This is a genomic window from Yersinia aleksiciae (genome assembly GCF_001047675.1).
Classification (GTDB): domain Bacteria; phylum Pseudomonadota; class Gammaproteobacteria; order Enterobacterales; family Enterobacteriaceae; genus Yersinia; species Yersinia aleksiciae.
The window spans coordinates 453,037-478,122 of the sequence record NZ_CP011975.1; the positions used below are offsets into that span (position 1 = coordinate 453,037).

A 25,086-nucleotide genomic window follows, 5' to 3' on the forward strand; every position below is an offset into this window, starting at 1 on the left:
CCTCGTTAGTGAATTTAAAATCATGTGCCCGGTTATTTCCTTTGAGCTATAACCACTTAGCATCACGAGTAAAGGAGATAGTTAACCAGCGATGAGGGCCTGATTCACCAATCGCATGGGAGATCTCATCACGTATTTTGTCAAAATAAGGTACACCACTGTTTTCCATTTCAGGCGGTATAACGACATGAATTTCGACAAATAGGCCTCGACCAATACGAGTGGCGTAATGTGAGTAATCAATAAAATTATATTTCGCCATCAGCTCATCCATTAAGTTTTCCATGGACGTATCTAAGGTATCGGGTGTCATTTGTAATACTTCGCGGACTGCCGCGATCACTGTTTTTATCGGCACTGGTATCAGTATCAGGGTTAACAGTGCCAATACGCTGGGGTCGGTATAAACAATCAAATGCTCATAACGGGTGCCTTCCATGCTCCAGGAGAGTAAAAAGGCCACCAATAACGCAGAACTGATACAAGCTGACATCAGCCAGCTCTTGGTATCCAGCGCAATGAGCTCAGACTTAACGCGCTTATTCAATCGACGCTGTTTTAAGAAAATGGTGAAACAGAAAATGCTGACAACCAGCGCATAAACAATCGCCCAGCCGAGTTCTAATTCTCGGCCGCCATCGATAATACCTTTAATAGCATTAACAAATGCATACAGACAGAGGAAAGCCAATAAGCTGCCATTAAAAGCCAATACCAGTGGCTCTACATGCCAGAAACCATATTGAAAGCGCCGACTGTTTGGTTGACCTAGCAATCGTGAAACCAATAAGGATAAACTGCACATTCCTGCATCTAAGGCAGAGAACATGCCATCAAAAATAATCGACATCGAACCACAAACAATACCGAAAACAATCCCCATAGCAGCAATAATCAAAGTACAAAAAATCGAGCGCCGTAAAATCTGCTGTTCAAGTTTAGTGTCATGTAGCATAAGTGGAGCCTGCTCACTAAGTGTCGTCATGATTACAACCTATTGTTTTATTAAAATTTATTGGTTATTAAAAGCTATTATTTTTTATTTTAATCCCGCTTGATATGTAAATCACGGTAAGAGCAGTGAATGTCAATCAGAGCTAATAGTAGTTTGTCATATAATTCTATTTTTACCAGTAAATTAGGTGGTCATCTTCAATGCCAACCTTTGTTAATCCCTTGTTTTTATTTATTTTAAGTTTTATTTTTTTGTTATCTACGATTTTATGTCTTCAATTCCAACCTTGATAGCATTAATAAAGGTTTCATTTTCATCTTTATCTTAAAGCCACCCGCCAGTAGAGCTTTATACTTTAGACCTAATAACAGAGTTCATTAATTCTAATAACATGCCGATGGAATTAAGAAAATAATGAGCATCAATAAGTGAGTAGAGATTGTTATTCGTCAAGAATGCTATTTCTGCATAAAGATATTATCCCATATTCTGGGTAATACCCGCTTCGGGGGAAATATGGCGACTAAGCTTAATATCGTATTAGTACATGGCGCGTGGGCTGATGGTTCACAATGGCGGAATATTATTCCCGCGCTACATGCTATGGGCCACCGGGTGATTGCAATTCAAAATCCACTAACCTCATTGGCAGATGATGTCGAGCGCACGATTAAGCTGACGACCGCATTATATGGCCCAACATTATTAATCGGTCATTCTTATGGTGGTATGGTGATTACTCAGGTCGGGCATCTGCAAAATGTGGTCGGGATGGTCTATCTCGCGGCTTTTGCTCCAGATGCAGGTGAAAGCTTATCCAGCCTCTTTGCATTGCGTAAACCACCCATTGGCGCAGCATATATTCGCCCCGACGATAATGGCTTTTTGTGGATCGATACTGATAAGTTCCATGAAAACATGTGCCAGGACGTTGATGAAAATGAAGCCTTGGTGATGGCTTTGGTGCAAAAACCCTTAGCAGCACGCGCTTTTACTGATAAATCTGCCCAGCCAGCCTGGCGGGTGAAACCTTGCTGGTATCAGGTTTCGACCGAAGACAGGATGCTGCCGGTTGAAACACAGCGCGGGTTTGCCAAACGAATTCAGGCACAGAAAATCATTGAATTACCGGCCAGCCACGCCTCACATATCTCCCATCCACAGCAGATTATTGCCCTGATTGCAGATGCGGTGAATGCGGTTAGATAGTCTTCGCACTGACAACCTCATACGAAAATGACCGTGGGTATAAAGACAAAACCGGTCACTACCCTATACCCATAAACGCAAAAAATCCGCCCGAGAGCGGATTTTTATCAAATACAGCATTTCACCGTTAAAGCTGGATGCTGATCATTCTAAGCCGTTGCTTAGAAAGTGTAACCTACGCCAGCAACCCAAGTACCAACGTCAACATTGCGGATACGGCTCTGCTCGTAAGAGACGTCAAAAGCAACGTTTTGGATTGGGTTGAACTGCATACCCGCGCCATAGGTGAAGCCGTAATCGTTGGTGCTGTTTTTGTCGCTAGGAGAAGTCGGGTAGTTCTGGCTGAAACGACCATAACCCACACCAACTAGACCATAGATGCTAGCCCAATCGTTGATACGGTAAGCTGGACCACCGGTGATCGCGTTATATTGTGCTTTGTTGTAAACAGACGCGCTGTCACCGAAGCTGCTTTTTTCAGTGTGAGTGAAAGAGGTGATGTAGCCCAGTTGGGAATCGCTCCACTCATAACGGTATTTCAGGTTGAAACCTGAAGATTTGTTAGCAACACCTTGGTAATCGCTCTGGGCATAACCACCAGAAACGGTGCTTTGACCTGCAAAAGCTGAACCTGCAGATACTGCTAATACACAAGCTGCTACCGCTGAAAGACATGTAATTTTAATCATAACCACCTCGAAAGACGCAAATTTTTAGATGAAACAAAAACACCATGAAATTATAACAACAAACAGCGGGAAACTCTGCCTGATAATGATTGTCTAATCATTTATTTGGTGTAACAAACAATTTCAAGTATCTTCCATCTTACTAATACGCTTACGATTTTGGCCTATCCTACACCTTTATGTGACACCCATCACCAAAATCCATTCCAGACAATTCTTAATTTTCAAGCTCAATTAATCGCCATAAATAGCGTTAAAAAACAACAAGCACAAAAATAATTATTTTTTTTATCTCTTCTTGCTATGCATTGGTGATTTTTAAACACTCTGCTGGCATTTCATTTACACTGGCAATGACTGATACCTAATACTTTTCTTTGAGGCTCAAAAGGATGTCTTTGTCTCCTCCATCCAAACATGCACTTCCGCTGCTCCCTATTTTCTTGTTGGTGATCGCCATGATCTCTATCCAGAGTGGCGCATCGCTGGCAAAAAGTTTGTTCCCGCTGGTTGGCGCGCAGGGGATAACCTCACTACGACTCGGCATCGGCACACTAATTCTGTTTGTTATCTTTAAACCTTGGCGAATGCGGTTTGAAGCGGGTAGCCGTTTACCTCTGCTGGTTTATGGCGTGACACTCGGTGGAATGAACTTTCTGTTTTATCTGTCACTGAAAACGGTGCCGCTGGGCATTGCTGTGGCGTTAGAGTTCACCGGCCCTTTGGCCTTGGCGATGCTCTCCTCTCGCCGCCCGGTAGATTTTATCTGGGTCGGATTAGCCGTTTTGGGCCTCTGGTTCCTGCTACCACTGGGACATAATGTTGGCACCATCGACTTGTTCGGCGCGGCCTGTGCACTGGGTGCTGGTGCCTGCTGGGCGCTCTATATTATCTCAGGACAAAAAGCGGGTGGCGATCATGGACCAGGAACTGTGGCGATTGGCTCTCTAATTGCTGCACTGGTTTTCTGCCCAATTGGGGTGGCCTATAACGGCATGGCGCTGTTCGACCCCGCCATTTTGCCGATTGCCTTGGCAGTCGCTATTTTGTCTACCGCATTGCCTTACTCACTTGAGATGGTTGCGCTGACCAACCTCCCCACTCGCACATTTGGCACATTAATGAGTCTGGAACCTGCATTGGCGGCAATTTCAGGATTAGTGTTCTTAAACGAGCATCTGACATTGATTCAATGGATGGCACTGGCATCAATCATCTGCGCCTCTATTGGCGCGACGCTGACAATCAGACCCAAGCCACAGCTTGATAACATTACCTGAGAAGGTGCCATAAGGTGGAAATTAGACCGGCAACACCAGCAGATTTCGCTGAAATTTGGCCACTTTTTCAGGCCGTTATCAGTGGCGGGGATACCTATGTATTCAGCCCCGACACACCCGAACAAGATGCCTACGACTACTGGTTTGGCACGGGTGTTCGCTGTTTTGTCGCCGTACATCAGCAGCGTATTGTGGGGATGTATAAGCTCATCAATAACCAGCGCGACTTAGGTGCCCATGTGGCGAATGCTTCGTTTATGGTTGACGGGCAAGCGCGTGGCTTGGGGATCGGCAAAGCACTCGGTATTCATTGTATTGAGCAGGCGACCGCACTGGGCTACCTGGCAATGCAGTTTAACTTTGTCGTCAGTACCAATACCCTGGCCGTCGCGTTATGGCAAAAGCTAGGTTTTGAGATTATTGCCACGCTACCAAAAGCCTTTAACCATAACCAACTCGGTTATGTCGATGCTTATGTGATGCATCGGGTATTGGTGTCAAACTCGCACTAATTGCCCTTTTTACTCCCAACGTTATTTTTAGTTATTGTACGCCAACCCAGTTATTTCGCGGGTTGGCGTTTTTTATCGATTATTTTTCATTTTTTTTTGCATCCAAAACGACAGGCTGATTCGTATAGGTAGATGTGAGGCAAGACTTCACCTCAACCCTCCTAAAAGGAATACATTATGAAAACGCTTATTCGTACTGCTATCTGTGCTTCCTTAGTGTTCAGCACTGTTTCTATGGCCGCTATGATGTCCGAAACTGTCATGGTGGGGGGGGCTTCAATGTTCCCAAGTAAAAACATTATAGAGAATGCGGTGAACTCAAAAGATCACACTACGCTGGTGGCCGCCGTTAAAGCTGCAGGGTTGGTTGATACCCTACAAGGCCCCGGGCCCTTTACCCTGTTCGCGCCCACCAATGCCGCGTTTGCAAAATTGCCCGCAGGTACGGTTGAAAATTTGGTCAAACCAGAAAATAAAGCCATGCTCACCCAAATCCTGACCTATCACGTGGTCGCGGGTAAGTACGATATGAAACAACTGGAGAGTAAAATTAAGGCCGGTGGCGGGAGCGCCGAGCTGAAAACAGTCAACGGCCAATCACTATGGATTATGAATAATGGGCCGCATAACATTCAGATTAAAGATGGCAAAGGTAACATCGCCAATATCAGCACCTATGATGTACAACAGAAAAATGGTGTGATTGATGTGATTGATACGGTTCTGATGCCTAAATAAAACCCGTCTATACTGGGTGCAGTGTCTCACTGCACCTGACGGATTTTTTAGGGATTGGCGCATGAATGAATGTTCGTTGGAACAACAAATCGGACTGATAGATGCCATTGCTAAAGGCGATCAGTCCGCGTTTGAACAGCTTTACCGTTTGACCTCCCCCCGATTATTCGCAGTCGCCTTACGTATGCTGCGTAATCACGCCCGTGCAGAAGAAGTATTACATGACAGTTTTCTCACCGTCTGGAATCGGGCTGATAATTACAACGCACAGCTCAGCGCACCGCTGACCTGGTTGACCCATATCGTCCGCAACCGGGCAATAGATCTGATGCGCGGCAGTGATAACCGTCTGCAAGCACTCGACGACGATGAAACAGATGCGTTGACCGATAACGCGCTGACACCTTTGGCGCAATTACAGCAAGATGACGAGACAAAACAACTGGCAGACTGCTTAGCCCATCTGCCCGCAGATCAACGTCAAAGTATTATGCTGGCTTATTATCAAGGGCTTTCTCATGGGGAAATCTCTGTTCATTTACAGCAACCCCTTGGTACGATAAAAAGCTGGATACGTCGTGCACTGGACCACCTAAAGGGCTGTGTAGGCTTATGAAAAACAGACGTGAATATGACTCAGCACTGGCCGCAGAGTATGCACTAGGCACCTTGCGCGGCCTGGCCCGGATGCGATTTGAACGGCGATTCCGTCGTGACCCACGACTGGCGGCAGATGTGGCCAGTTGGCAGAGCCTGTTTACTCAACTGGATAATCAGCTCGCGCCTTTGGACCCCCCTGAGCGCGTTTGGAAACGCTTAGAGTTGGAGCTACCGCAGATCAATGTGCGCCACATCAGACGAAATCGTTGGTCGTATGTGGGTTGGGCGGTCGCCGCTGGCCTCGCCACGCTCCTTATCGTGCCGCGTCTGTTGGTGGCCCCCCCCACCGCGATACCGATCGCTGTGCTATCGAATAGTCAGCAAAACAGCCAGTGGGTGGTCAGTCTGGAAAAATCGACCCGCAATTTAACCTTAACGCCACTGAATCCCGTCGCGGTCAGCAGCAATAATAGCCTTGAGCTGTGGAGTATTCCTGCCGGTGAAAAACCGCACTCACTGGGGTTGCTCAATACCAGCGGGCCGACGCAGTTGATATTGGCTGAAAACCAGCTAACTGATAATTCACTGTTGGCGATTAGCCTTGAGCCTCACGGTGGTTCACCAACCGGTCAACCAACGGGGGCGGTATTGTTTAGCGGGCCATTGCAGAATCTGTAATATGCCCTTTTACTGGGTGCGGCGACTGACTTTTACACGCCAGCCCTGTTCGCGGCGCTTAAGCATCCGTATCACTGCGTTTTTTATCTTGGAGGCCATGCATGCAAGACTGGGATCCTGATTTATATCGCCAATTTGAAGCCGAACGTACCCGCCCAGCGAATGATCTGTTAGCGCAGATTGATATTGCTACACCGCGCTACATCAGTGACTTAGGCTGTGGACCCGGCAACTCCACTGAATTGCTGCACCAGCGCTTCCCCCACGCCCAGCTGGTCGGCATTGATAACTCGATAGCGATGTTGGCGAGCGCGCAACAGCGCCTCCCTGATTGCGCCTTTCTTGAAGCAGATATTCGCCAATGGCAACCTTCGGAGCCACAAGATGTTATCTACGCCAATGCATCATTGCAGTGGCTAACTGACCATCAGCAACTGTTCCCGCAGCTATTTTCTCAACTGGCCTCTAACGGAGTGCTGGCTGTGCAGATGCCGGATAATCTGGATGAACCTAGCCATCGTGCCATGCGCGAGGTCGCGGAAAATGGGCCATGGCAACAGACACTACAAGAAGCGGGGGCGGTTCGGGCAAAAGTGCTCACCGCCAGCCAATATTATGATTTACTGGCCCCCGCAGCTGATCAGGTGAATATATGGCGCACCACCTATTATCATCCAATGCCCTCTGCTCAGGCGATTGTGGACTGGTTACGCGCCACCGGTTTACGGCCGTTTTTGGAGCCGCTCTCTGAAGCGATGCGGTTGGATTTTCTGCAAGATTATCTGACCATTATTGATGCCGCCTATCCGCCACTCATTGATGGCCGGCGTTTACTGGCATTTCCGCGCTTATTTATCGTCGCCCGCACCCGTCCATAATCCCACAATAAATACCGGTTAAATTAATTGACCGGTATATCGCACTGATAAAACAGCGATAAAATAGTCTAGAGTGGAAACTATTCGTTTATCATTAATTTTATTTATTGCTCACCTCGTGCCGTGTGATTTTATTAATTAGTCATATTTAAACTGAGCGCCAGCATAAAATATCATCCAAAATATTGAAAATATTTAAATAATAAAATTCATATAAATCACAGCGATAGTCATTTTCAATTGGACTTGAAAACAAAAGTGACACTATTTTACCCATGAAACGCAAAATTACATTTTCAAACACTTTCGGTAGTTGGCTATTTAATTGATAGGCATTATCTGACCTGCAAAATTAAATATCTTTGTTATACTTATTGCGGTGAAGAAATTGACAATCAACTCAATAAAGGGATACCTATTATGAGTACAGCAAAACTGGTAAAAGCAAAATCTTCTGAACTAATCTATACCCGTAATGACGTTGATGAACATGATAAAACGTTGACGATTAAGCTATTAAACCAGCTGGTTATTCAGTTTATCGACCTGTCACTGATCACCAAACAAGCTCACTGGAATATGCGCGGTGCTAACTTTATCGCGGTCCACGAAATGTTGGATGGCTTCCGCACCGCGATTAACGACCATCTGGATACTTTTGCAGAGCGCGCGGTTCAATTAGGGGGCGTGGCACTCGGTACTGCCCAGCTGGTTACTGATAAAACCCCACTGAAGAGCTATCCGACCCATATTCATAGCGTGCAAGAGCATCTGAAAGAGTTGGCAGATCGCTATGGTGTGGTTGCAAACTTCATCCGCAAAGCCATCACTGAAGTCGATGATGAGGCAAGCGCCGACATGTTTACTGCGGCATCCCGTGATCTGGATAAATTCCTGTGGTTCCTTGAAGCCAATATTGAGTAATGACCCGCATTGGTATCCAACACAGCTGCAATTTGAAAGATGGCAAGTATAGGGCCGATTAGCCCTGAGGCTGACAAAACCCAACATCGAGTCTGGTGCATGAAGGGGCAACTGTCCCTAGGGGCGCTCCGGTCGCTTAGGCGACTACGACCCCAACGGAACATTTCCCCTTCAATCAACTTTGTCAGCAGTCTGAGGGCCGGTTAACCGGCCCTATTAATGGAGGTCATATGGCAAGTGGATGGGCTGGAGACGGCGCAGTGCAAGATCAAATTGACTCCACTCTTGAAGACGCAGTTCAGCGCGCTCGAGAAGCTCTTGGCAAAGGTGAGAGTGAACTGTATTGCCTGGAATGTGGGCAAGCCATTCCCGCAGCACGGCGTCAAGCGCTGGCGGGTGTGAAGTATTGTCTGGCCTGCCAAAACGAATTAGATAAGCATCAGGCAAGCCATGCCGGGTATAACCGCCGTGGTAGTAAAGATAGCCAACTCAGATAGTCCCCGCACTACCACCCCTTTCGCTGCACCCTTTTCAAACAAAAACTCGATACAGTTAACAATATTGTTACATCAGTGTTGTTTATCGATTGTTTATTCTTGATTGCAGGGTTAATAATAAGTAAATATATAGTTCGTTGCACCACAATGACAATCACGCACTATTTTGGTGAGTCAGTATGGTGCAAACAGAGCTAGCTAAGTAATTTCAAGCTAACTGTCTAGAGTAAACTCTTTAATTTTAAATAACTTGCATTTCTGGCACGATCTTTTCATATTGCTCCCTGAAATATAAAAATGGATCTCTTTGCCCCGAGGCATTGGCGTCGTAGGTTACCAGCGGCGTCAGTACAAAAGGTATATCCACAAAAGCACAAAGGAACACCCACTTATGAAGTCACTTGTCAAAGTTTCATTGGCCGCACTTGCGCTGGCCTTTGCCGTTAGCTCCCACGCCGCAGAAAAAGAATTGATTGTTGCTACAGATACCGCTTTCGTCCCATTTGAGTTCAAGCAAGGGGATAAATACGTCGGTTTTGATATCGATTTGTGGGATGCCATTGCGAAGAAACTGGATCTGAAATACACCCTGAAGCCAATGGATTTCAGTGGCATCATTCCTGCGCTGCAAACCAAAAACGTTGACCTGGCACTGGCGGGTATCACCATCACCGACGAACGTAAAAAAGCAGTCGATTTCTCCGATGGCTATTACAACAGTGGCCTGCTGGTTATGGTCAAAGCTGACAACAACGACATCAAAGGCGAAGCAGATCTGCAAGGCAAAGTGCTGGCAGTGAAAAGTGGCACCGGCTCTGTTGATTACGCTAAAGCCAACATCAAAACCAAAGACCTGCGTCAATTCCCGAATATCGATAACGCCTATCTAGAGTTAGGAACTGGCCGTGCTGATGCAGTATTGCATGACACACCAAACATCCTTTACTTCATCAAAACTGCCGGCAATGGCCAGTTCAAAGCGGTGGGTGACTCCATTAAAGCTCAGCAGTACGGTGTGGCATTCCCACAAGGCAGTGACCTGCGCGACAAAGTTAACGTAGCTCTGAAATCTCTGAAAGAAGACGGCACTTACGCTGCAATTTATAAAAAATGGTTCGGCGTAGAACCTAAGTAATTCATTTTTGCCGTTTTTAGACCAGGAGAATATCCATGCAGTTTGAATGGAGCGCTATTTGGCCCGCCATCCCAATCCTGCTTGAAGGCGCCAAGTTAACCCTATGGATTTCGGTCCTGGGGTTGCTTGGCGGCCTGATTATTGGGGTAACAGCAGGTTTTGCCCGCGCCTATGGCGGTTGGCTGAGCAGAAATATCGCATTAGTGTTTATTGAGCTGATCCGTGGCACGCCAATTGTGGTGCAGGTGATGTTTATTTACTTTGCGTTGCCGATGATGATGCCTTTACGCATCGATCCTTTCTCAGCCGCCGTTGTGACGATCATGATTAACTCAGGCGCTTATATCGCGGAGATCACCCGTGGTGCAGTGCTGTCAATCCACAACGGGTTCCGTGAAGCCGGTCTGGCGCTAGGTTTATCCAAACGCGATACCTTGCGTTACGTGATTGCCCCTCTGGCCTTGCGCCGTATGCTGCCCCCATTGGGTAACCAGTGGATCGTCAGTATCAAAGACACCTCACTATTTATCGTGATTGGCGTGGCAGAACTGACTCGTCAGGGTCAGGAAATTATCGCCGGTAACTTCCGCGCCATGGAGATATGGAGTGCGGTGGCGGTGATCTACCTGATAATCACCCTGGCTCTGAGCTTCGTTCTGCGCCGGTTAGAAAGAAAGCTGAAAATCATATGATTGAATTTAAAAATGTCTCCAAACACTTTGGCAAAACCCAGGTGCTGCACGACATCAATCTGAATATCACCAAGGGAGAAGTGGTGGTGATTATTGGTCCTTCCGGCTCGGGTAAATCGACCCTGCTGCGTTGTATCAATAAGCTGGAAGTAATTACCAGTGGTCAATTGATTGTTGATGGTCTGGATGTTAATGACCCCAAAGTTGATGAGCGCCTGATCCGTCAGGAAGCTGGCATGGTGTTCCAACAGTTTTATCTGTTCCCGCATCTGACCGCGCTGGAAAACGTGGCCTTTGGCCCGGTCCGTGTACGTGGGGCGTCGAAAGACGCGGCGAATAAGCTGGCGATGGAGCTATTGACCAAGGTTGGGTTGGCAGATCGTGCTCACCATTTCCCGGCAGAATTGTCGGGCGGTCAACAGCAGCGTGTGGCAATCGCCCGTGCTCTGGCAGTCAAACCCAAGCTGATGCTGTTTGATGAACCTACCTCCGCGCTGGACCCGGAATTACGTCATGAGGTCTTGACCGTAATGAAGGATTTAGCCGAAGAAGGCATGACCATGGTCATCGTCACCCATGAAGTGGGCTTTGCCCAAAAAGTGGCATCGCGCCTGATCTTTATTGATAAAGGTCGAGTGGCACAAGATGGTGAGCCAGACAGTCTGATCTCCAATCCGCCAAGTGAACGTTTACGGGAATTCCTGCAACACGTCTCCTAATGCGCGGTTTAGCACGACCCTAAAACAAAACTGGCGGGCATCTTAGGATCCCCGCCTTTTTTTGTGTGGCAAACCAGCTATGCTTGGGGTTGCTGATTCTTGACCTGAGCAAATGCGGTCATTAACTTCACCACATCTTGCATACCAATATTGACCTGATTGATCACCTCACCAGCATCTTGCGTGAGCGTCACCCCGCCCCCCGCTTGCTCGACACAGGTTCCCATGCCTTTCATCGCCGCCATCACGCCGCGCTGAATGGTCTTAGTCATCTGATCGATCTCGGTTGCGGCCTTGCGTGAGTGCTCTGCCAGCAAACGAACTTCACTTGCCACCACAGAGAAGCCCTTACCATGTTCACCGGCATGGGCCGCTTCAATAGAGGCATTGATCGCCAATAGATTCGTTTGCGACGAGATTTTGCGAATAGCTTCGACCATGGTGCCAATCTCTTGCGAGCAGCGGCCTAAATCACTGACTACATCCGAGGTTTCGCGCGCAATAGACTCCACTTCCTGCATACCCCGGACTGCCTGCTGAACAATCTCCGCACCTTGCGAGGCGGAGCGGTCGGTGGTGAGTGACAGATGATGCACATCGCGGATCAGGTTCTCTTCATGCTCCTGTTGCAGCATCAGTTGCGTGATATCCTGCGCAATTTTCACCACTTTGATGACCTGCCCCTCATTGTCCATAATCGGGTTATAGCTCGCTTCCAGCCATATCGGCTTGCCACGGCTGTTCACCCGTTCAAAGCGCCCAACAATAAACTCACCGCGTGCTAATCGCTGCCAATGTTGGCGATACTCATCTGAGTGGGCAAATGCGGGCGTACATAAAATCTGATGCGATTTATGCTGAATATCCGCCAGCGAATAACCCATCACACTCAGCAGATTATCGTTCGCCGCCAAAATAGTCCCTTGCGGGGAGAAAGTGATCATGCCCATCGAACGATTAAGTGCTTTCAGTAAACTCTGATGCTCCTGAGATTGTAAAATTCGCTCAGTGACGTCATTGGCGATCTTGATAATCTCCACCACCCGCCCTTGATTATCCAGTACCGGTGTATAGGTCCCCTGCAACCAGATAATGCTGCCATCTTTACGTATCCGCTTAATATTATCGGTTATTGCTCGCCCCTCATTGAGCACTTTCCAGTGCTGACAATAAGCATCGCTGAGCACATATTGCGGGTCACAAAACAATTTATGGTGCTTGCCGATCACTTCATTCTGCTGGTAACCCATCGCCTGTAAAAATAGCTTATTGGCGTGCTTTACCGTGCCATCAGGCTTAAAGATGATCATTGGGATGGCATTATCAATCGATGTTAATTCAGCGCGCGGGGACGCATGAGATGAGTTGAAGTTGAACAACATAAGTTGAGTCCTTCTGGTGAATGATTGAGCAGCAAATGAACAATGTGCTTTTCAACGTGCTTTTAACAAATTGCACAGTAAAACCCAGAGAACCGTCATGGCTTCCCTTGAGATTTTATTCTTCACCCTGGACGATGAGGTATTTGAATTGATGAAATCAAAACACGACAAAAAATCAAAAATAGAACCCGAAACTGTCGGCTATATTGCCAGACTAAGATTTATCTTAAATAGCATAGACTAAAGTATTGGGATTTGCAGAAGACGCGGCAATCAAGAAATCGAACTCTGGGGTGGGTGTATGCGCAATATTTAACACTCGAACAGGTTAAATATTGCGGTATCGGAAACAGTGGATGTTATGAGCAGCTAACCCCCTGCGGCTTCAAGCACCAAGGGGATACCCAAAGTCATTGGAGTTGCAGGTAGGCAACAAGCGAGCTCATCCCGATGAGCTTACATTAGTAAGTGATTCGGGTGAGTGAGCGCAGCTAACACCCCTGCGGCTTCGAGCACGAAGGGGGCCCCAAAGTCATTGGAGTTGCAGGTAGGCAGCAAGCGAGCTCATCCCGATGAGCTTACATTAGTAAGTGATTCGGGTGAGTGAGCGCAGCTAACACCCCTGCGGCTTCAAGGACGAAGGGGTCCAGCGTTCAGCTTTCCAAGCAACTTGCTCCTCTGGCGTCAGAAAAGTCCATGCCACAAAACGACTCACCTTCTGACCCTGCGCCATATCAATGGTGCGCACTTCAACCGCATTGGCGTAGCGCAAAGCATGATAGATAGCCGGTAACGTCGTTTTCTTAGAAATCAATGAGGTAAACCAGAAGCAACTCTTCGCTTTAGTGGCGCTTTCCACCACCATGCGACTGACAAAACCCTCTTCCCCGCCTTCGCACCACAGTTCGCTATTTTTGCCACCAAAGTTTTGCACTGGCTTGGCGGCAACTTCACCTTTACCCAACTTGTGCAGCTTACGGCGTGTGGTGGCAGCGGCCTCTTCTGCTGAGCCGTGGAACGGCGGATTGCACAATGTGGCATCGTAACGCTCATTCGCCGCCAGAACACCCTCGAAAATAGCCTGTGGATCTTTTTGTTGTTTCAACCGCAGGGTATTTCGCAATGTCGGGTTCATGGATACCACCATTTTTGCCGCGCTCAGTGCTTGTGGGTCAATATCAGTACCGGTAAAACGCCAGCCATATTCACGCTGACCAATAATTGGGTAAATGCAATTAGCACCGACACCAATATCCAACAGCGCGATATTTTTACCTGTCGGGATCACCCCGTCATTGCAGCTGGCTAATAAATCAGCCAAATGATGAATATAATCCGCGCGTCCGGGGATGGGCGGGCATAAAAAGTCAGCGGGAATATCCCAATATTCAATACCGTAAAAATGTTTCAGCAATGCCCGATTCAGCATTTTTACTGCCAAAGGATCGGCAAAGTCGACAGAAATATCACCGTAGGCATTCGGGGCCAAAAAAGGGATTAGCTCTGGGCAACTCACTGAAAGCGCATCAAAGTCATAACGCGAGCGATGACGATTTCGGGGATGCAATCCACTTTTCTCTTTAGGGAATACTTTTTTGTTTTCCATCGTACTGACTCTCTGGTAGGCATTTTCTGGCGCGTAAGATAGCATAAATTCGTGTTAAACGGGTGAGTCGCAATAGCGGTGGCCCAACGCTAACCCATTTATTGCCAGCCAAGATACCCGATGAGTGGGTCTATTTTGGCCCTATGTGACCCTCGCGCAATGTAGGAATGTATGCATACTGAAAACTATTATTACTACGAACCCGCTGCTGGACATGGCCTGGCGCATGATCCCTTTAAGGCCATTATTAGCCCGCGTCCCATTGGTTGGATATCGTCAGTCAGCCGCGCTGGCCAACGTAATCTTGCGCCTTATAGCTTCTTTAACTGCTTCAGCGATCGGCCGCCGATTATTGGTTTTTCCAGCAGTGGTTGGAAGGACAGCGTCGCCAATATCACCGAAACTGGCGAGTTTGTCTGGAATCTGGCGACCCGCCCCTTGGCCGCAGCGATGAACAACAGTTCGGCCTCTCTGCCTCCAGATCAAGATGAGTTTCAGTTTGCCGGATTGACCCCCAGAGCTGGTCGTCGCGTCAATGTCGATTGCGTGGTAGAAAGTCCCGTTAATTTCGAATGTAAATTGACGCAGTGCATCCAGCTAAAAAATGCTGAAGGAGCAACTATTGATAACTGGCTGGTGTTAGGTGAAGTCATTGCGGTACACATTAATCGCGACCTGATCAATGCCGAGGGGATTTATCAAACAGCGGCAGCACAACCCATTTTGCGTGCCGGTGGCCCGAGCGCCTATTACCAAATTTCCGATGATTTGCGTTTTGACTTACTTCGGCCTGAAGGAGGGCAACCTCGCCAATAAACATTCAAAAAATTTGAATGGTTTACTCAATTCTATCCGGTTTCAAAATAACAACAAGGGTGTAACATTGCTTCTATCGAAAGGAAACGCCCTTTCAACCTTAAAACCGAATAGGAATACATCATGAAAAACATCAAAAATTTCGTTGCAGTTATCGCCCTGTCTACTTTGTCTTTCGGTAGCTTCGCCGCTGAATACGTCAACAGTCAAGATGCAGCTCAATTAGAACAAGCGGGCACCATCACCGTCAGTGGCGCAACAGACCTGAGTAGCTTGAAAGCACAGCTGGCAGAAAAAGCAGATGCCGCTGGCGCTAAAGCCTTCACCATCACATCAGCGACAGGTAATAATTTGATGCATGGTACTGCAGTTATTTATAACTAATAGGCGATTCACCACGGCACTGGAAGCGAGATCGACTCTTCCCCTCAAAGCCCATCAGCAAATCTGATGGGCTTTTTGTTGATCACACCAGACTAGCTTTAGTCTTAATGTGAAAGCGCATTGATGGCGTGGGCAAAGGCGCGACACATCGCCTCATCCCCCTGCTGATTATCAGCCAGCTGTTTATCGCCATCCACCACCCGTATCATGACATTTAAATCAAAATCGGCCACAGGTTGCACACGCTCAGCAGCCAGTTCCATGGTTTTCTGCGCTGTGCGCCAAGACTCTTCGGCGGTTTGATTGCATACCGTCGCCAGATAATCTGGATTGAACCCCTCCCCCGTCAGGCTACGCAGTGTCTCATCATGGCTGACACTGTTGCCTGGTCGCCAATAATGTTCAGCAAGATCTGGACCAATAGCGGCATTATCCGTGAGGTAACCATCACGTTGCAGGAAGAAGGCCCGCGTCTGCTCTACTGCCATTAACGCCAGTAAATAACCTTGATAAGAGCAGGCGGACTCCATCGACAACAGATGAGGGATAGCCAACGTTGGACGTGGGCTACCACTGATACCCAGAATTTTCAGTTCAATGTCTCTCGCCAATTGAGTGATAGCCTGTGGCGTGCGCTGCGCATCATCCCACTGATAAAGTTGCCACTCAAAATAGGGCACTAATAGTATATGGCGCTCATTAAAAGCACGCATCGGTTGTCGGGCTTGAATACTCTCCTGAATCAACGTATCTGGAATAGATTCACCCTCGCTATTTTTTGCGTAGCGCTTGAGCCAATCGGCATCATCAAGCAGGCTATCGCAAAACATGGATTGAGTTTCGGCATACGCCATCGAGGTAGGTGGGAACTCTTGCGAGAAACAGGGCGCGTTTTGCACAATATTAGAAAAGTGCGCCGCATGGCCCCCTTCATGGAACAAGGTATTTAGACCCGAAGCCCCGCTGCCGACCTGATCGGGCTTAGCCAAACTGGTGAAGTTGATCCGTGCCGGTCGCCATTTACCTTGATCGACAAAAGGTGGCACTGGCCCATGCATGAAGCCATTTTCATATTTCCCTTGTCGCACCAGCAGATCCAGATTCATCTGCGCACCCCGAAAACCAATATGCAGCCGCTTAAAGCTGTTGATCCAGCGATCCAGTGACTCGGCGAATGGAAAGTAGGGATCTAATTGGCGGGTAACATCTCCGGCACTGGCAAAGCGGATATTCCAAGGCTCCAGCGCTTCTGGGCCTTTTTGCGCCGCCAATTGCTGCAAACTGCGCTGATTCGCCTCACGAGTCTGCTCTTCAAAGCGGTCCAGAATGGCGAACAGTTGTTCTGGCGTCATGCGCTCAGTTTTATTCACTTTGTAATCAAAGTAATTGCGATAGCCCATTTGCCGTGCAAATCGGTTACGTAGATTAATCAGTTCCGGCAAGCCATTGTGCAGTAACCATTGCTCCAATTCACGCAGTGCCAGCTGCGAACTGTGGCGATACTCTGGGTTTTCATTGGTACCTTGGTTAGTCAGTAGCTCCCCCAATGAAGCGGGTACTCGCTCACCTGCGGCATTCAGGTGTGTCACAGTAAAGGCCATGCGCCGCTGATAGAGTGATGACTCAGCAGCAATCATCTCATCCAGCAGGGTTTGTGCCTTGGGATCCTCAATGGCGTTACAGTCAAAAAAGCGATACCAGCCTCGCAACCCATGCAGCAGAGCATCGCGTTCTGCGTTGGCAGGCTCACTTTCCAGATTGGCTATCAGGTCACGCAGCTCTTTTAACCGCTGGCTTTGCGCGATAAACCGCTTATACGCCGTTTCTGCCGCTGAAAATTGCTGCGCAATATCATCGCCACCTAACCCCATGTAGTTCTGCCAGAAGAGATCTTCTTTAGTCTGATGAACCGCCAGATAGTCCTGATTCAGGGCAGTAAAATAGCTCAATGCCTGTTGCATAGCGTTCCTTTTCAGCAATGTTAGATGAAGAAAATCAAAGGATTCCCCTCAGTCTAGCACTGCCCAATCAGACAACAAGTGAGAAGGATGACCTTAGTATTAGGCTATTTGAATTTGTTGCAGCGCCTGCTCGACAGAATCAGCCCGCCCAGCAGCCACTAAGCAGCACGCCACTTGTTTTTGAATCGCCTCAGGGATGGGGACCTCACCCGCTAGACAGCGCTCAATCCAAACAGCCGTTATCACCGCCTCTTTTGAGGCGGGCAGCTCAGACTCCGTCGGCTCTGGTTGACGATCGAGTAAAATTTGCTGTTCGCCGCCATGGATATAGTGAATCGGCGAGCTACGTAATGGGTTGGCATAAACCTCCCCTTCCGTGCCTTGCTGCAACAGCGCGGGTGCATTGATCGCCTGGAAGAAGCCCCCGACTTTTTGCATATATTCAGGATGAGATACACTGGCGAGCCGCAGTGCTTCGTCGTGAATGAATGGAGTGGCCAGTTTTGCCAACGTGTGGCTGCTGTTCCTGACCCCCATACGCCAACGTTGCTGCAATTGATGGTCCAATTGCACGGACAGTGCTGACACGGGGATAAACACCGGCAATCCGCTATCCAGACGCAGTTGGGCCTCAGCGGCGGTGCGCGACCACGGAATATTTAGCTGTTGGAAAATCTCGGCACTGGTCACTCGGCTGCTGTCTTCGGTCACGCCATGAACCACCACCGGCAGACCAAGGCGCGAGAGTAACAGAGCCAGTAAGGGGGTCATATTGGCTTGCTTGCGCGCCCCATTATAGCTTGGGATCACCACCGGTAATGGGCGGCCCGCAGGCGCGCGTAGTGACATCACCTGCTCTTGCATCGCCTGATAAAAGCCCAGAATTTCCTGCTCGGATTCACCTTTGATCCGAAAAGCAATCAGGATGCCCCCCAACTCCAGCGCCGGGACTTGCTCTGCCAACATGGCTTTATACAACTCATAAGCCGTCGACTGATCCAGATCGCGGGCATGGTTCTTACCGCGCCCAATCTCTTTGATAATTTTGCTGTAATCCATGCTGCGGTATTACCCCTGTCACGACGTGTTAAACATAAATCAGGTTAGATATTACTGAAACTCTATCACTGATAGTAATAGATATAGCCAAATAGTTACCACGGTGGTTGCGGCGTAAAAGCGGCAACCAAAGCATCAATGGTCACCCTTAATCTGGCGGGCATCCCCCCCTTTTTAGCCAGACGACATGGATGGGTAAACCTAGACCAGTGCTACCTGACAAAATCTCCTGTAGTTGCCCCTCGCGGAGCGCCTCTCCCACCAGCCAGCGTGGTAACAGCGCTATTTCATCAAGGATATCAGGCGGCTACGCTGCTATTAGTGACGGTGTCACTGGTGGGTTTATTGGCTGTTAGCTGGCAAAAAAACAGGCCACTGCTGAGATAAAATACGCAGTGGCCTGATGATTAGCGCGGTTTACTCAGCTCTTCTGGCGGGCTGAACAGAACACGATAAATTGCACCGCCTAAGGCTCCGCCCACAAACGGGGCGAGCCAGAACACCCAGAGTTGTTGCAAGGCAATTCCCCCGGCAAAAATAGCCACACCGGTACTACGTGCAGGATTTACCGAGGTATTATCCACTGGGATACTGATTAAATGGATCAGTGTCAGACATAGCCCAATAGCCAAGGGGGCCGCGGCAGCGGGGGAACGTTTGTCTGTCGCCCCCATAATGACCATCACAAACCCCATGGTCAAAATCACTTCGGCCACCAGTACCGCTTGTAAGCTATAGCCCCCCGGCGAGCGAACCCCAAAACCATTGCTGGCGAATCCGGCACTGACATCGAAACCGGCTTTGCCACTGGCGATTAAGTACAAAATGGCCGCACCCGCTAACCCACCCAGTACCTGCGCCACGATATAGGGTACCAATTGCGCACCGGAGAAGCGGCCGCCGACCCATAAGCCCAGTGATACCGCTGGGTTAAAATGCGCGCCAGAGACATGCCCCAATGCATACGCCATAGTGACGACCGTCAGGCCGAATGCCAACGCCACACCGAGAAACCCAATCCCCGCCACCGGGAACATGGCAGCCAACACTGCGCTACCACACCCGCCTAACACCAACCAGAAAGTGCCAATAAATTCTGCCATTAGCTGTTTCATGCTGCTTCACCCCTGCCTGATAAATATGTCGATAGCAGTTAGCGTTGCCACTAACCAATAACCAGCAATTTACGCCGAAGGTACTACCAGGCTTAACTTGTTAGGGTCAGCTCCCCAGCGGCTAACTTAATCTTAGTCACTGGTTTTATACAGATAGGGAAAGATTTCAGATGAAATGGTTTTTTCTATAAATTACCGCTAAAAAAGGGAGTCATTAGCGAAAATCGCCCAACTTTATCCTCTTTTCTTACGCCCTCTCTTCCCTACTGGCTTAGCGGGCGCCGTCAACGCAGGGGCAATTTCCCCCTCAGGCATATCGGGTTGCTCAATGGGGAAGATCGGTAATGCCGCCAACAGTCGTGACCCATAACCTTTGGTTAATAATCGCCGGTCATAAATCACAATTTCACCGTGGCACTGATTACTGCGGATCAACCGCCCGACCTGCTGAATCAGGTTAAACGAGGCACTTGGCAAGCTTTGCACTTCAAAGGGGTAGCGTTTCAGCGATTTTAACCACTCGCCTTCCGTGAGGATCACGGGGCTGTCGATGGGTGGGAAGGATATTTTGTGGATATGAACTTGAGTCAGTAATTCACCCTTCAAATCCAATCCTTCGGCGAATGATTGCAGGCCAATCAATACACTGGCAGTGCCGTTATTGACCCGTTTACGGTGCTCTTCGACCAGCCGATAGCGCGGTTGATCGCCCTGTACCAGCAGCATCAGACGTAAATCTGTCACATGGCTGAGGAAGGTCTGCATCGCCCGATGGCTGCTGAACAGAATCAACATTCCTTTATGCTGACCACTGGCTTGCTGCGCTCGGAAAAAGTGCGCCATTTCCGCCAAATGTTCAGCCTCATGGGCCATGGTTGGCTCAAAACGCATTTTGGGAATGATCAACTTCCCCTGTTCAATATGATTAAACGGCGATGACAGCGCTTCAAAGCGATCACCTGCTTTTTCACTCAGGCCGCTCAGCTCCTGCAAACGCGCAAAACTGTTCAGTGAGCGCAATGTTGCAGAGGTCACAATCACATGGGGGACTTTACGCCAGAGCATTTTATCGAGCTGATCACTAACCCGTATGCCCACGCAGTGGAAATAGAGATGCGTTTGATTCTCGCGATAATCGCGGGTGATCCACTTAGAAATCGGCGCGTTCGAGGCTTTTGCCATCGCCGCCAGCCGCCAAAGTTTGCTCATGGCCTCCAGATAGCCCAGTGTCCGGCTCATTTGGATAATCGCACGGTGCAAACGGACAATGTCGTGCTTCCCGGTCTGTTCGCTCAAATCATTGAGCACAAATTCGGCCAAACCGCGTAAGGCATCGGTCAGCTTGAATAATTTGGCGCAATCCTCCGTCAGGCTGCCCGGTAGTTCGCCCATTTCAAAGCGGTAGACCGCCGGACTGCCATCGGCGGGCAGCAGTTGACTCACCTGCTGTTCGACACTCAACATCAGCTCGCGCAACTGCTCACAATGGTCTTTCAGACGCTCCGGATTCGATAAACTGGGGGGGTTCTTTGGCCGATACTGCACCATGCATTGATCCACCTGCCGCACAATCATATCCAACTGCATATTGGCAAAAAAAGCGGTAATTTCACCTTCAATCTCCAGCGCATCCCGCGCCACATCGGGCAAATGGTGGCCTTCATCCAGCACCAGCAGCAGCTCTTTAGGATTGGGCAACACAGATTCAGTTTCCAGCGCCGCCATCACCAATGCGTGATTGGCGACCACCACATCAGCACTCTCTATCTCTTTGCGGGCAATAAAGAATGGGCATTCACGAAAATAGTGACAGTTGCGCCCTAAGCAATTGGCCTTATCAGTGCTTAATTTGGCCCATAGGCTGTCACTGAGTGACAACTGATGATGGTCGCGCAGCCCGTCCCAAACATGACTGTTCAGTGATTTAGTGAGTGCCAGACAGGTGGCTTGTTCTTCACCGTTGGCGGGGGCCAGTTCATCGCCGAGAAACAGAGAGAGATCGCCCTGCCCGGAAACATCCGTGCACATTGCCGCCAGATTGCGCGGACAGACATACCGCCCACGCCCGAAGGCACCAGTAAATTTAAGATCAGGAATGATTTTCTTCAGCAGCGGCAAATCTTTGCTGTAAATCTGATCCTGCAATGCCACGTTCGCCGTACTGACCACCAACGGCTTGCTCTCTGCGCGGCCAACCGCAATGCCGGGAATCAGATAGGACAAAGTTTTGCCGACACCGGTCGGTGCCTCAATGGCTAAATGGCGGCCTGCATCACCCGCCAGCGTTTTCGCCACTTCGGCTATCATCTGGCGCTGTGGCGCTCGGGAAATAAAATCGGGGATCTGCTGCGAAAGCGCCTTATACCACTGACTTATTTGTTCTTTTACTGCTGGGGACAAGGCCATGCATATCTTATCTAAACTGAATGTTGCCCTATTGTCCCACACCACAAGGCTCACGTCAGCCTGAAAGCACAGCAGCAATAGTTGAAATCCGCCGCTTGCGCCAATGACAGTGGGATGAAATTTACGCAATGTCGCAGTTATTTATGATTTGTCATAAATATATCACACAGATGCGGTAAAAATTCTGCGCTGGACGAATTCAGACAGATATTGGATACAGCAAAAAAATTAATCATTCGCGTCTTTTCAAATAAGAGAAACAGGGCAAAATATGAAACGTAATATTCTGGCAATCCTGGTACCGGCTTTATTAGTTGCCACTACGTCACACGCAGCAGAAATTTATAATAAAGACGGTAACAAACTTGATTTATACGGGAAAGTAAAAGCACTGCATTACTTCTCTGACAATAATAAAAGTGATGGCGACAAATCTTACGTCCGTTTTGGTTTTAAAGGTGCGACCAAAATTACTGATGAGCTGACGGGTTACGGCCAATGGGAATATAACATTGCCGCTAACTATGCTGAAAGCCAAGAGACAAAAGACAACAAAACTCGTTTAGCCTTTGCTGGTTTACGTTATGGTAATTTAGGTTCAATCGATTATGGTCGTAACTACGGCGTATTATATGACGTCGCCGCCTGGACCGATATGTTGCCTGAGTTCGGCAATGACAGCTACACCAGAACCGATAACTTTATGACTGGCCGCACAACGGGCGTGGCAACTTACCGCAATACAGATTTCTTCGGTCTGGTTGATGGCCTGAAATTCTCTCTGCAATATCAAGGCAAAAACGGCAGCGAAGCTGACAGCAATAACGGCCGTGCCGATGCAACCAAACAAAATGGCGACGGCTTCGGCATGTCCTCCAGCTATGAAATTGGTGCTGGTGTGAGTGTGGGGGCGGCCTATGCCTCATCTAACCGTACCACAGCCCAGAAGAACGGCACCTTCGGTAAAGGCGATAAAGCGGATGCCTGGACTACCGGCCTAAAATATGATGACAATGGCGTTTATCTGGCCGCAACTTATGCCGAAACCCGTAATATGACCCCTATTTCTGGCACTGCGGTAATTAATAATGTGTCAACCAGCGTAAGTGGTTTTGCTAACAAAACCCAAAACGTTGAATTGGTCGCGCAATACCTGTTCGATTTTGGTTTAAAACCTTCTTTGGCCTATGTTCAATCTAAAGGAAAGGATATCGAAGGTATCGGCGATGCTGATTTAGTGAAATACGTTGATATTGGTGCGTCTTACTACTTCAATAAAAACATGTCTACGTACGTTGATTATAAAATCAACCAACTGGATGACAATAATAAGCTGAAGTTGAATACAGATAACGTGGTAGCTGTCGGCCTGGTTTATCAGTTCTAATTACCATGCATCGGTATTATCCTCATTGTTTTACTGTTTGAATGCTTCATTGTGACTTGTGAATTTAATAATTTACTTGTCATTATGCCGGGATAATACCCGGCTTTTTTTATTTATCTGTAATCAACTATTTTATATGCAAATAACCCTTTGTAAACTGACGGTCAATCTGCGGTCACCGCCAGTAATTTCGTATCGCGCAGTGCCTCAGCGACCGCCCCTCTTCGTTTTGCATCGTCAATAGTGGAAAAGTCCGCGCGTTGAATCCATTGCTGGTAGCGATTTTCACCTAAACCTTTATCCGCCTGAACCATCAATGGTACTAAGCGCACACCGATATGATCGAGGCTGCGATAGGGCCATTTCTTCTGCTCATCGGTAAAAGGGGCCATAAAATCAAGTGCCTTGATCAAACCGCTGCCATTGGGGGTTTGATAACGCCACAGATCGATATGGACTTTATCAGCCAGTTGGGCCATCAAAACCGCCGCTTGTAAGCTGAAATAGCTGTAGTGGAAAGAGCGCGTTCGAGCCAACTCCAGCGGCTGTGAACCCTCTGCGGCTAACTGGGTATCAAGTTTGGTTTTCAACAATTCAGCCATCTCGGCCACCGCCTTTGGCTGTTGCAGATACCAGGCAATACCGGCCACTTGTGTCGCATACCAGTTGCCGTGATTATTCTGCGCCACCGCCTCTTTTTTACCAGCAGGGCTATTTTGTAGCCACTGTAAATACTCCGTCATCCACTGCCGGATCTGCTTTTCATCATCGGCTGTCCAGTGCTGATTTTGCCGTAACATAATCAGCGAATCGACAATACGGGTAGCGAAGTAACGCCCATCCAGCACCCCAGTACCACGCCCGGCAGCAATTCCAGGTACGCCCTGAGCAAAATTGAGATTCGGGTTCATGCGCGTTTGCGGGGCAATAAACCAAGTGCGAATCAAGCTAATAGCCTTATCGGCATACGGCTGCTGGCCGGAAAAATACCAAGCCAGCGTCAATGCCTCTACCTGCGCGGTAAAATCAGCCAGCCTGACACCATCACTGTCAGCATTTTTACTCGCCGGATTAATCTGCCCATCTTTGCGCACCCAAGGTAGGCCATCACTTTTTTCGCTATCCGGCCACCAGTACGCACTGAGACTGAGATAATCATGTTTAGAGCCGCTGGGCGGCACCATGTTTTTCTCCGTGACACTGGGATCCGGGCGTTTCAGCGCTTTATCCGCTTGCTGTAATAACAGCCTATAAGCCTGCAGGGTCTCCTTCGATGCCTGTTTTTGCGCAATCGCCAGTTTATTATGCTGTAACTCGCTGTCCGATAGAAAAGCAAACTCATTTTGCGCGCCATCCGCAGACATGGAGATGAACGTAAATAGCAGCATTAATCCAGCGAAAAAACCACCAAAAATGATTGGGTTAATGCCAAATTGACGCCCTTTGCGTAAAGACATTACAGCC

24 protein-coding genes are annotated in these 25,086 nt (G+C 48.5%); 15 read left to right on the plus strand and 9 right to left on the minus strand.

What is annotated here, in order from left to right; translation table 11 throughout:
• Positions 1-46: 46 nt before the first annotated feature.
• A complete protein-coding gene (locus ACZ76_RS02195; protein WP_048616391.1) occupies positions 47-985 on the minus strand; it encodes a cation diffusion facilitator family transporter in 939 nt (312 codons plus the stop codon).
• A gap of 486 nt (positions 986-1,471) precedes the next feature.
• Between ACZ76_RS02195 and ACZ76_RS02200 the strand changes: the two genes are divergently transcribed.
• On the plus strand, positions 1,472-2,164 hold the full coding sequence (locus ACZ76_RS02200; protein ID WP_048616393.1) for an alpha/beta fold hydrolase: 693 nt from the start codon (positions 1,472-1,474) through the stop codon (positions 2,162-2,164).
• Between the two features lie 161 nt (positions 2,165-2,325).
• Here ACZ76_RS02200 and ompX read toward each other — a convergent pair whose 3' ends face one another.
• On the minus strand, positions 2,326-2,853 hold the full coding sequence (ompX, locus tag ACZ76_RS02205; RefSeq protein WP_048616395.1) for an outer membrane protein OmpX: 528 nt from the start codon (positions 2,851-2,853) through the stop codon (positions 2,326-2,328).
• Positions 2,854-3,245: 392 nt separating this feature from the next.
• Here ompX and rhtA point away from each other — a divergent pair, with 392 nt between their 5' ends.
• From rhtA to glnQ, 11 genes are all read left to right on the plus strand, one after another.
• Entirely contained in the window at positions 3,246-4,133 is an 888-nt protein-coding gene (gene rhtA, locus ACZ76_RS02210) for a threonine/homoserine exporter RhtA (protein ID WP_048616397.1), read from the plus strand.
• Positions 4,134-4,147: 14 nt separating this feature from the next.
• A complete protein-coding gene (locus tag ACZ76_RS02215; protein ID WP_048616399.1) occupies positions 4,148-4,645 on the plus strand; it encodes a GNAT family N-acetyltransferase in 498 nt (165 codons plus the stop codon).
• Positions 4,646-4,822: 177 nt separating this feature from the next.
• Complete coding sequence (locus ACZ76_RS02220; RefSeq protein WP_048616401.1) at positions 4,823-5,383, plus strand: fasciclin domain-containing protein; 561 nt, start codon at positions 4,823-4,825, stop codon at positions 5,381-5,383.
• Positions 5,384-5,444: 61 nt separating this feature from the next.
• A complete protein-coding gene (locus ACZ76_RS02225; RefSeq protein WP_048616403.1) occupies positions 5,445-5,999 on the plus strand; it encodes an RNA polymerase sigma factor in 555 nt (184 codons plus the stop codon).
• The gene (locus ACZ76_RS02230; protein ID WP_048616405.1) at positions 5,996-6,661 is read left to right on the plus strand and encodes an anti-sigma factor; all 666 of its coding nucleotides are present in this window, start codon (positions 5,996-5,998) and stop codon (positions 6,659-6,661) included. Before ACZ76_RS02225 ends, ACZ76_RS02230 begins: the two co-directional genes overlap by 4 nt.
• 101 nt (positions 6,662-6,762) lie before the next feature.
• Complete coding sequence (tam, locus tag ACZ76_RS02235; RefSeq protein WP_048616407.1) at positions 6,763-7,539, plus strand: trans-aconitate 2-methyltransferase; 777 nt, start codon at positions 6,763-6,765, stop codon at positions 7,537-7,539.
• Between the two features lie 420 nt (positions 7,540-7,959).
• Positions 7,960-8,463, plus strand: coding sequence for a DNA starvation/stationary phase protection protein Dps (gene dps, locus ACZ76_RS02240; RefSeq protein ID WP_048616409.1), 504 nt, complete (start codon positions 7,960-7,962; stop codon positions 8,461-8,463).
• A 230-nt stretch (positions 8,464-8,693) separates the two neighbouring features.
• A complete protein-coding gene (locus tag ACZ76_RS02245; protein ID WP_048616411.1) occupies positions 8,694-8,960 on the plus strand; it encodes a DksA/TraR family C4-type zinc finger protein in 267 nt (88 codons plus the stop codon).
• A 391-nt stretch (positions 8,961-9,351) separates the two neighbouring features.
• Positions 9,352-10,095, plus strand: a complete 744-nt coding sequence (gene glnH / locus ACZ76_RS02250) for a glutamine ABC transporter substrate-binding protein GlnH (protein ID WP_048616413.1) — start codon at positions 9,352-9,354, stop codon at positions 10,093-10,095.
• Positions 10,096-10,130: 35 nt separating this feature from the next.
• Positions 10,131-10,787, plus strand: coding sequence for a glutamine ABC transporter permease GlnP (gene glnP, locus ACZ76_RS02255; protein ID WP_048616417.1), 657 nt, complete (start codon positions 10,131-10,133; stop codon positions 10,785-10,787).
• Complete coding sequence (gene glnQ / locus ACZ76_RS02260; RefSeq protein WP_048616418.1) at positions 10,784-11,506, plus strand: glutamine ABC transporter ATP-binding protein GlnQ; 723 nt, start codon at positions 10,784-10,786, stop codon at positions 11,504-11,506. Before glnP ends, glnQ begins: the two co-directional genes overlap by 4 nt.
• A gap of 77 nt (positions 11,507-11,583) precedes the next feature.
• On the opposite strand, the gene ACZ76_RS02265 is transcribed toward glnQ, so the two are convergent.
• Positions 11,584-12,888 carry a methyl-accepting chemotaxis protein gene (locus tag ACZ76_RS02265; protein WP_048616420.1) on the minus strand — a complete coding sequence of 435 codons (1,305 nt, stop codon included), beginning with the start codon at positions 12,886-12,888 and terminating at the stop codon, positions 11,584-11,586.
• A 613-nt stretch (positions 12,889-13,501) separates the two neighbouring features.
• A complete protein-coding gene (rlmF, locus tag ACZ76_RS02270) occupies positions 13,502-14,494 on the minus strand; it encodes a 23S rRNA (adenine(1618)-N(6))-methyltransferase RlmF (protein WP_167310480.1) in 993 nt (330 codons plus the stop codon).
• 171 nt (positions 14,495-14,665) lie between these two features.
• Between rlmF and ACZ76_RS02275 the strand changes: the two genes are divergently transcribed.
• Both ACZ76_RS02275 and bhsA read left to right on the plus strand, forming a co-directional pair.
• On the plus strand, positions 14,666-15,310 hold the full coding sequence (locus ACZ76_RS02275) for a flavin reductase family protein (RefSeq protein ID WP_048616426.1): 645 nt from the start codon (positions 14,666-14,668) through the stop codon (positions 15,308-15,310).
• A 123-nt stretch (positions 15,311-15,433) separates the two neighbouring features.
• Positions 15,434-15,694 carry a multiple stress resistance protein BhsA gene (gene bhsA / locus ACZ76_RS02280; RefSeq protein WP_048616428.1) on the plus strand — a complete coding sequence of 87 codons (261 nt, stop codon included), beginning with the start codon at positions 15,434-15,436 and terminating at the stop codon, positions 15,692-15,694.
• A gap of 104 nt (positions 15,695-15,798) precedes the next feature.
• Here the strand turns inward: bhsA and ACZ76_RS02285 are convergent, their stop codons facing one another.
• The 4 genes from ACZ76_RS02285 to dinG form a co-directional block, all read right to left on the minus strand.
• Positions 15,799-17,655, minus strand: coding sequence for a M3 family metallopeptidase (locus tag ACZ76_RS02285; protein ID WP_048616429.1), 1,857 nt, complete (start codon positions 17,653-17,655; stop codon positions 15,799-15,801).
• 99 nt (positions 17,656-17,754) lie between these two features.
• Entirely contained in the window at positions 17,755-18,714 is a 960-nt protein-coding gene (gene ybiB / locus ACZ76_RS02290; RefSeq protein WP_048616431.1) for a DNA-binding protein YbiB, read from the minus strand.
• A 407-nt stretch (positions 18,715-19,121) separates the two neighbouring features.
• A complete protein-coding gene (gene aqpZ, locus ACZ76_RS02295; RefSeq protein WP_048616433.1) occupies positions 19,122-19,829 on the minus strand; it encodes an aquaporin Z in 708 nt (235 codons plus the stop codon).
• Between the two features lie 234 nt (positions 19,830-20,063).
• Complete coding sequence (gene dinG, locus ACZ76_RS02300; protein WP_048616435.1) at positions 20,064-22,235, minus strand: ATP-dependent DNA helicase DinG; 2,172 nt, start codon at positions 22,233-22,235, stop codon at positions 20,064-20,066.
• A 271-nt stretch (positions 22,236-22,506) separates the two neighbouring features.
• Between dinG and ompF2 the strand changes: the two genes are divergently transcribed.
• Positions 22,507-23,622, plus strand: a complete 1,116-nt coding sequence (gene ompF2 / locus ACZ76_RS02305; RefSeq protein ID WP_048616437.1) for a porin OmpF2 — start codon at positions 22,507-22,509, stop codon at positions 23,620-23,622.
• Between the two features lie 164 nt (positions 23,623-23,786).
• Here ompF2 and ACZ76_RS02310 read toward each other — a convergent pair whose 3' ends face one another.
• Positions 23,787-25,010 (minus strand): alginate lyase family protein, encoded by a 1,224-nt coding sequence (locus ACZ76_RS02310; protein ID WP_390621158.1) that lies wholly within the window; start codon positions 25,008-25,010, stop codon positions 23,787-23,789.
• Between the last annotated feature and the right edge of the window lie 76 nt (positions 25,011-25,086).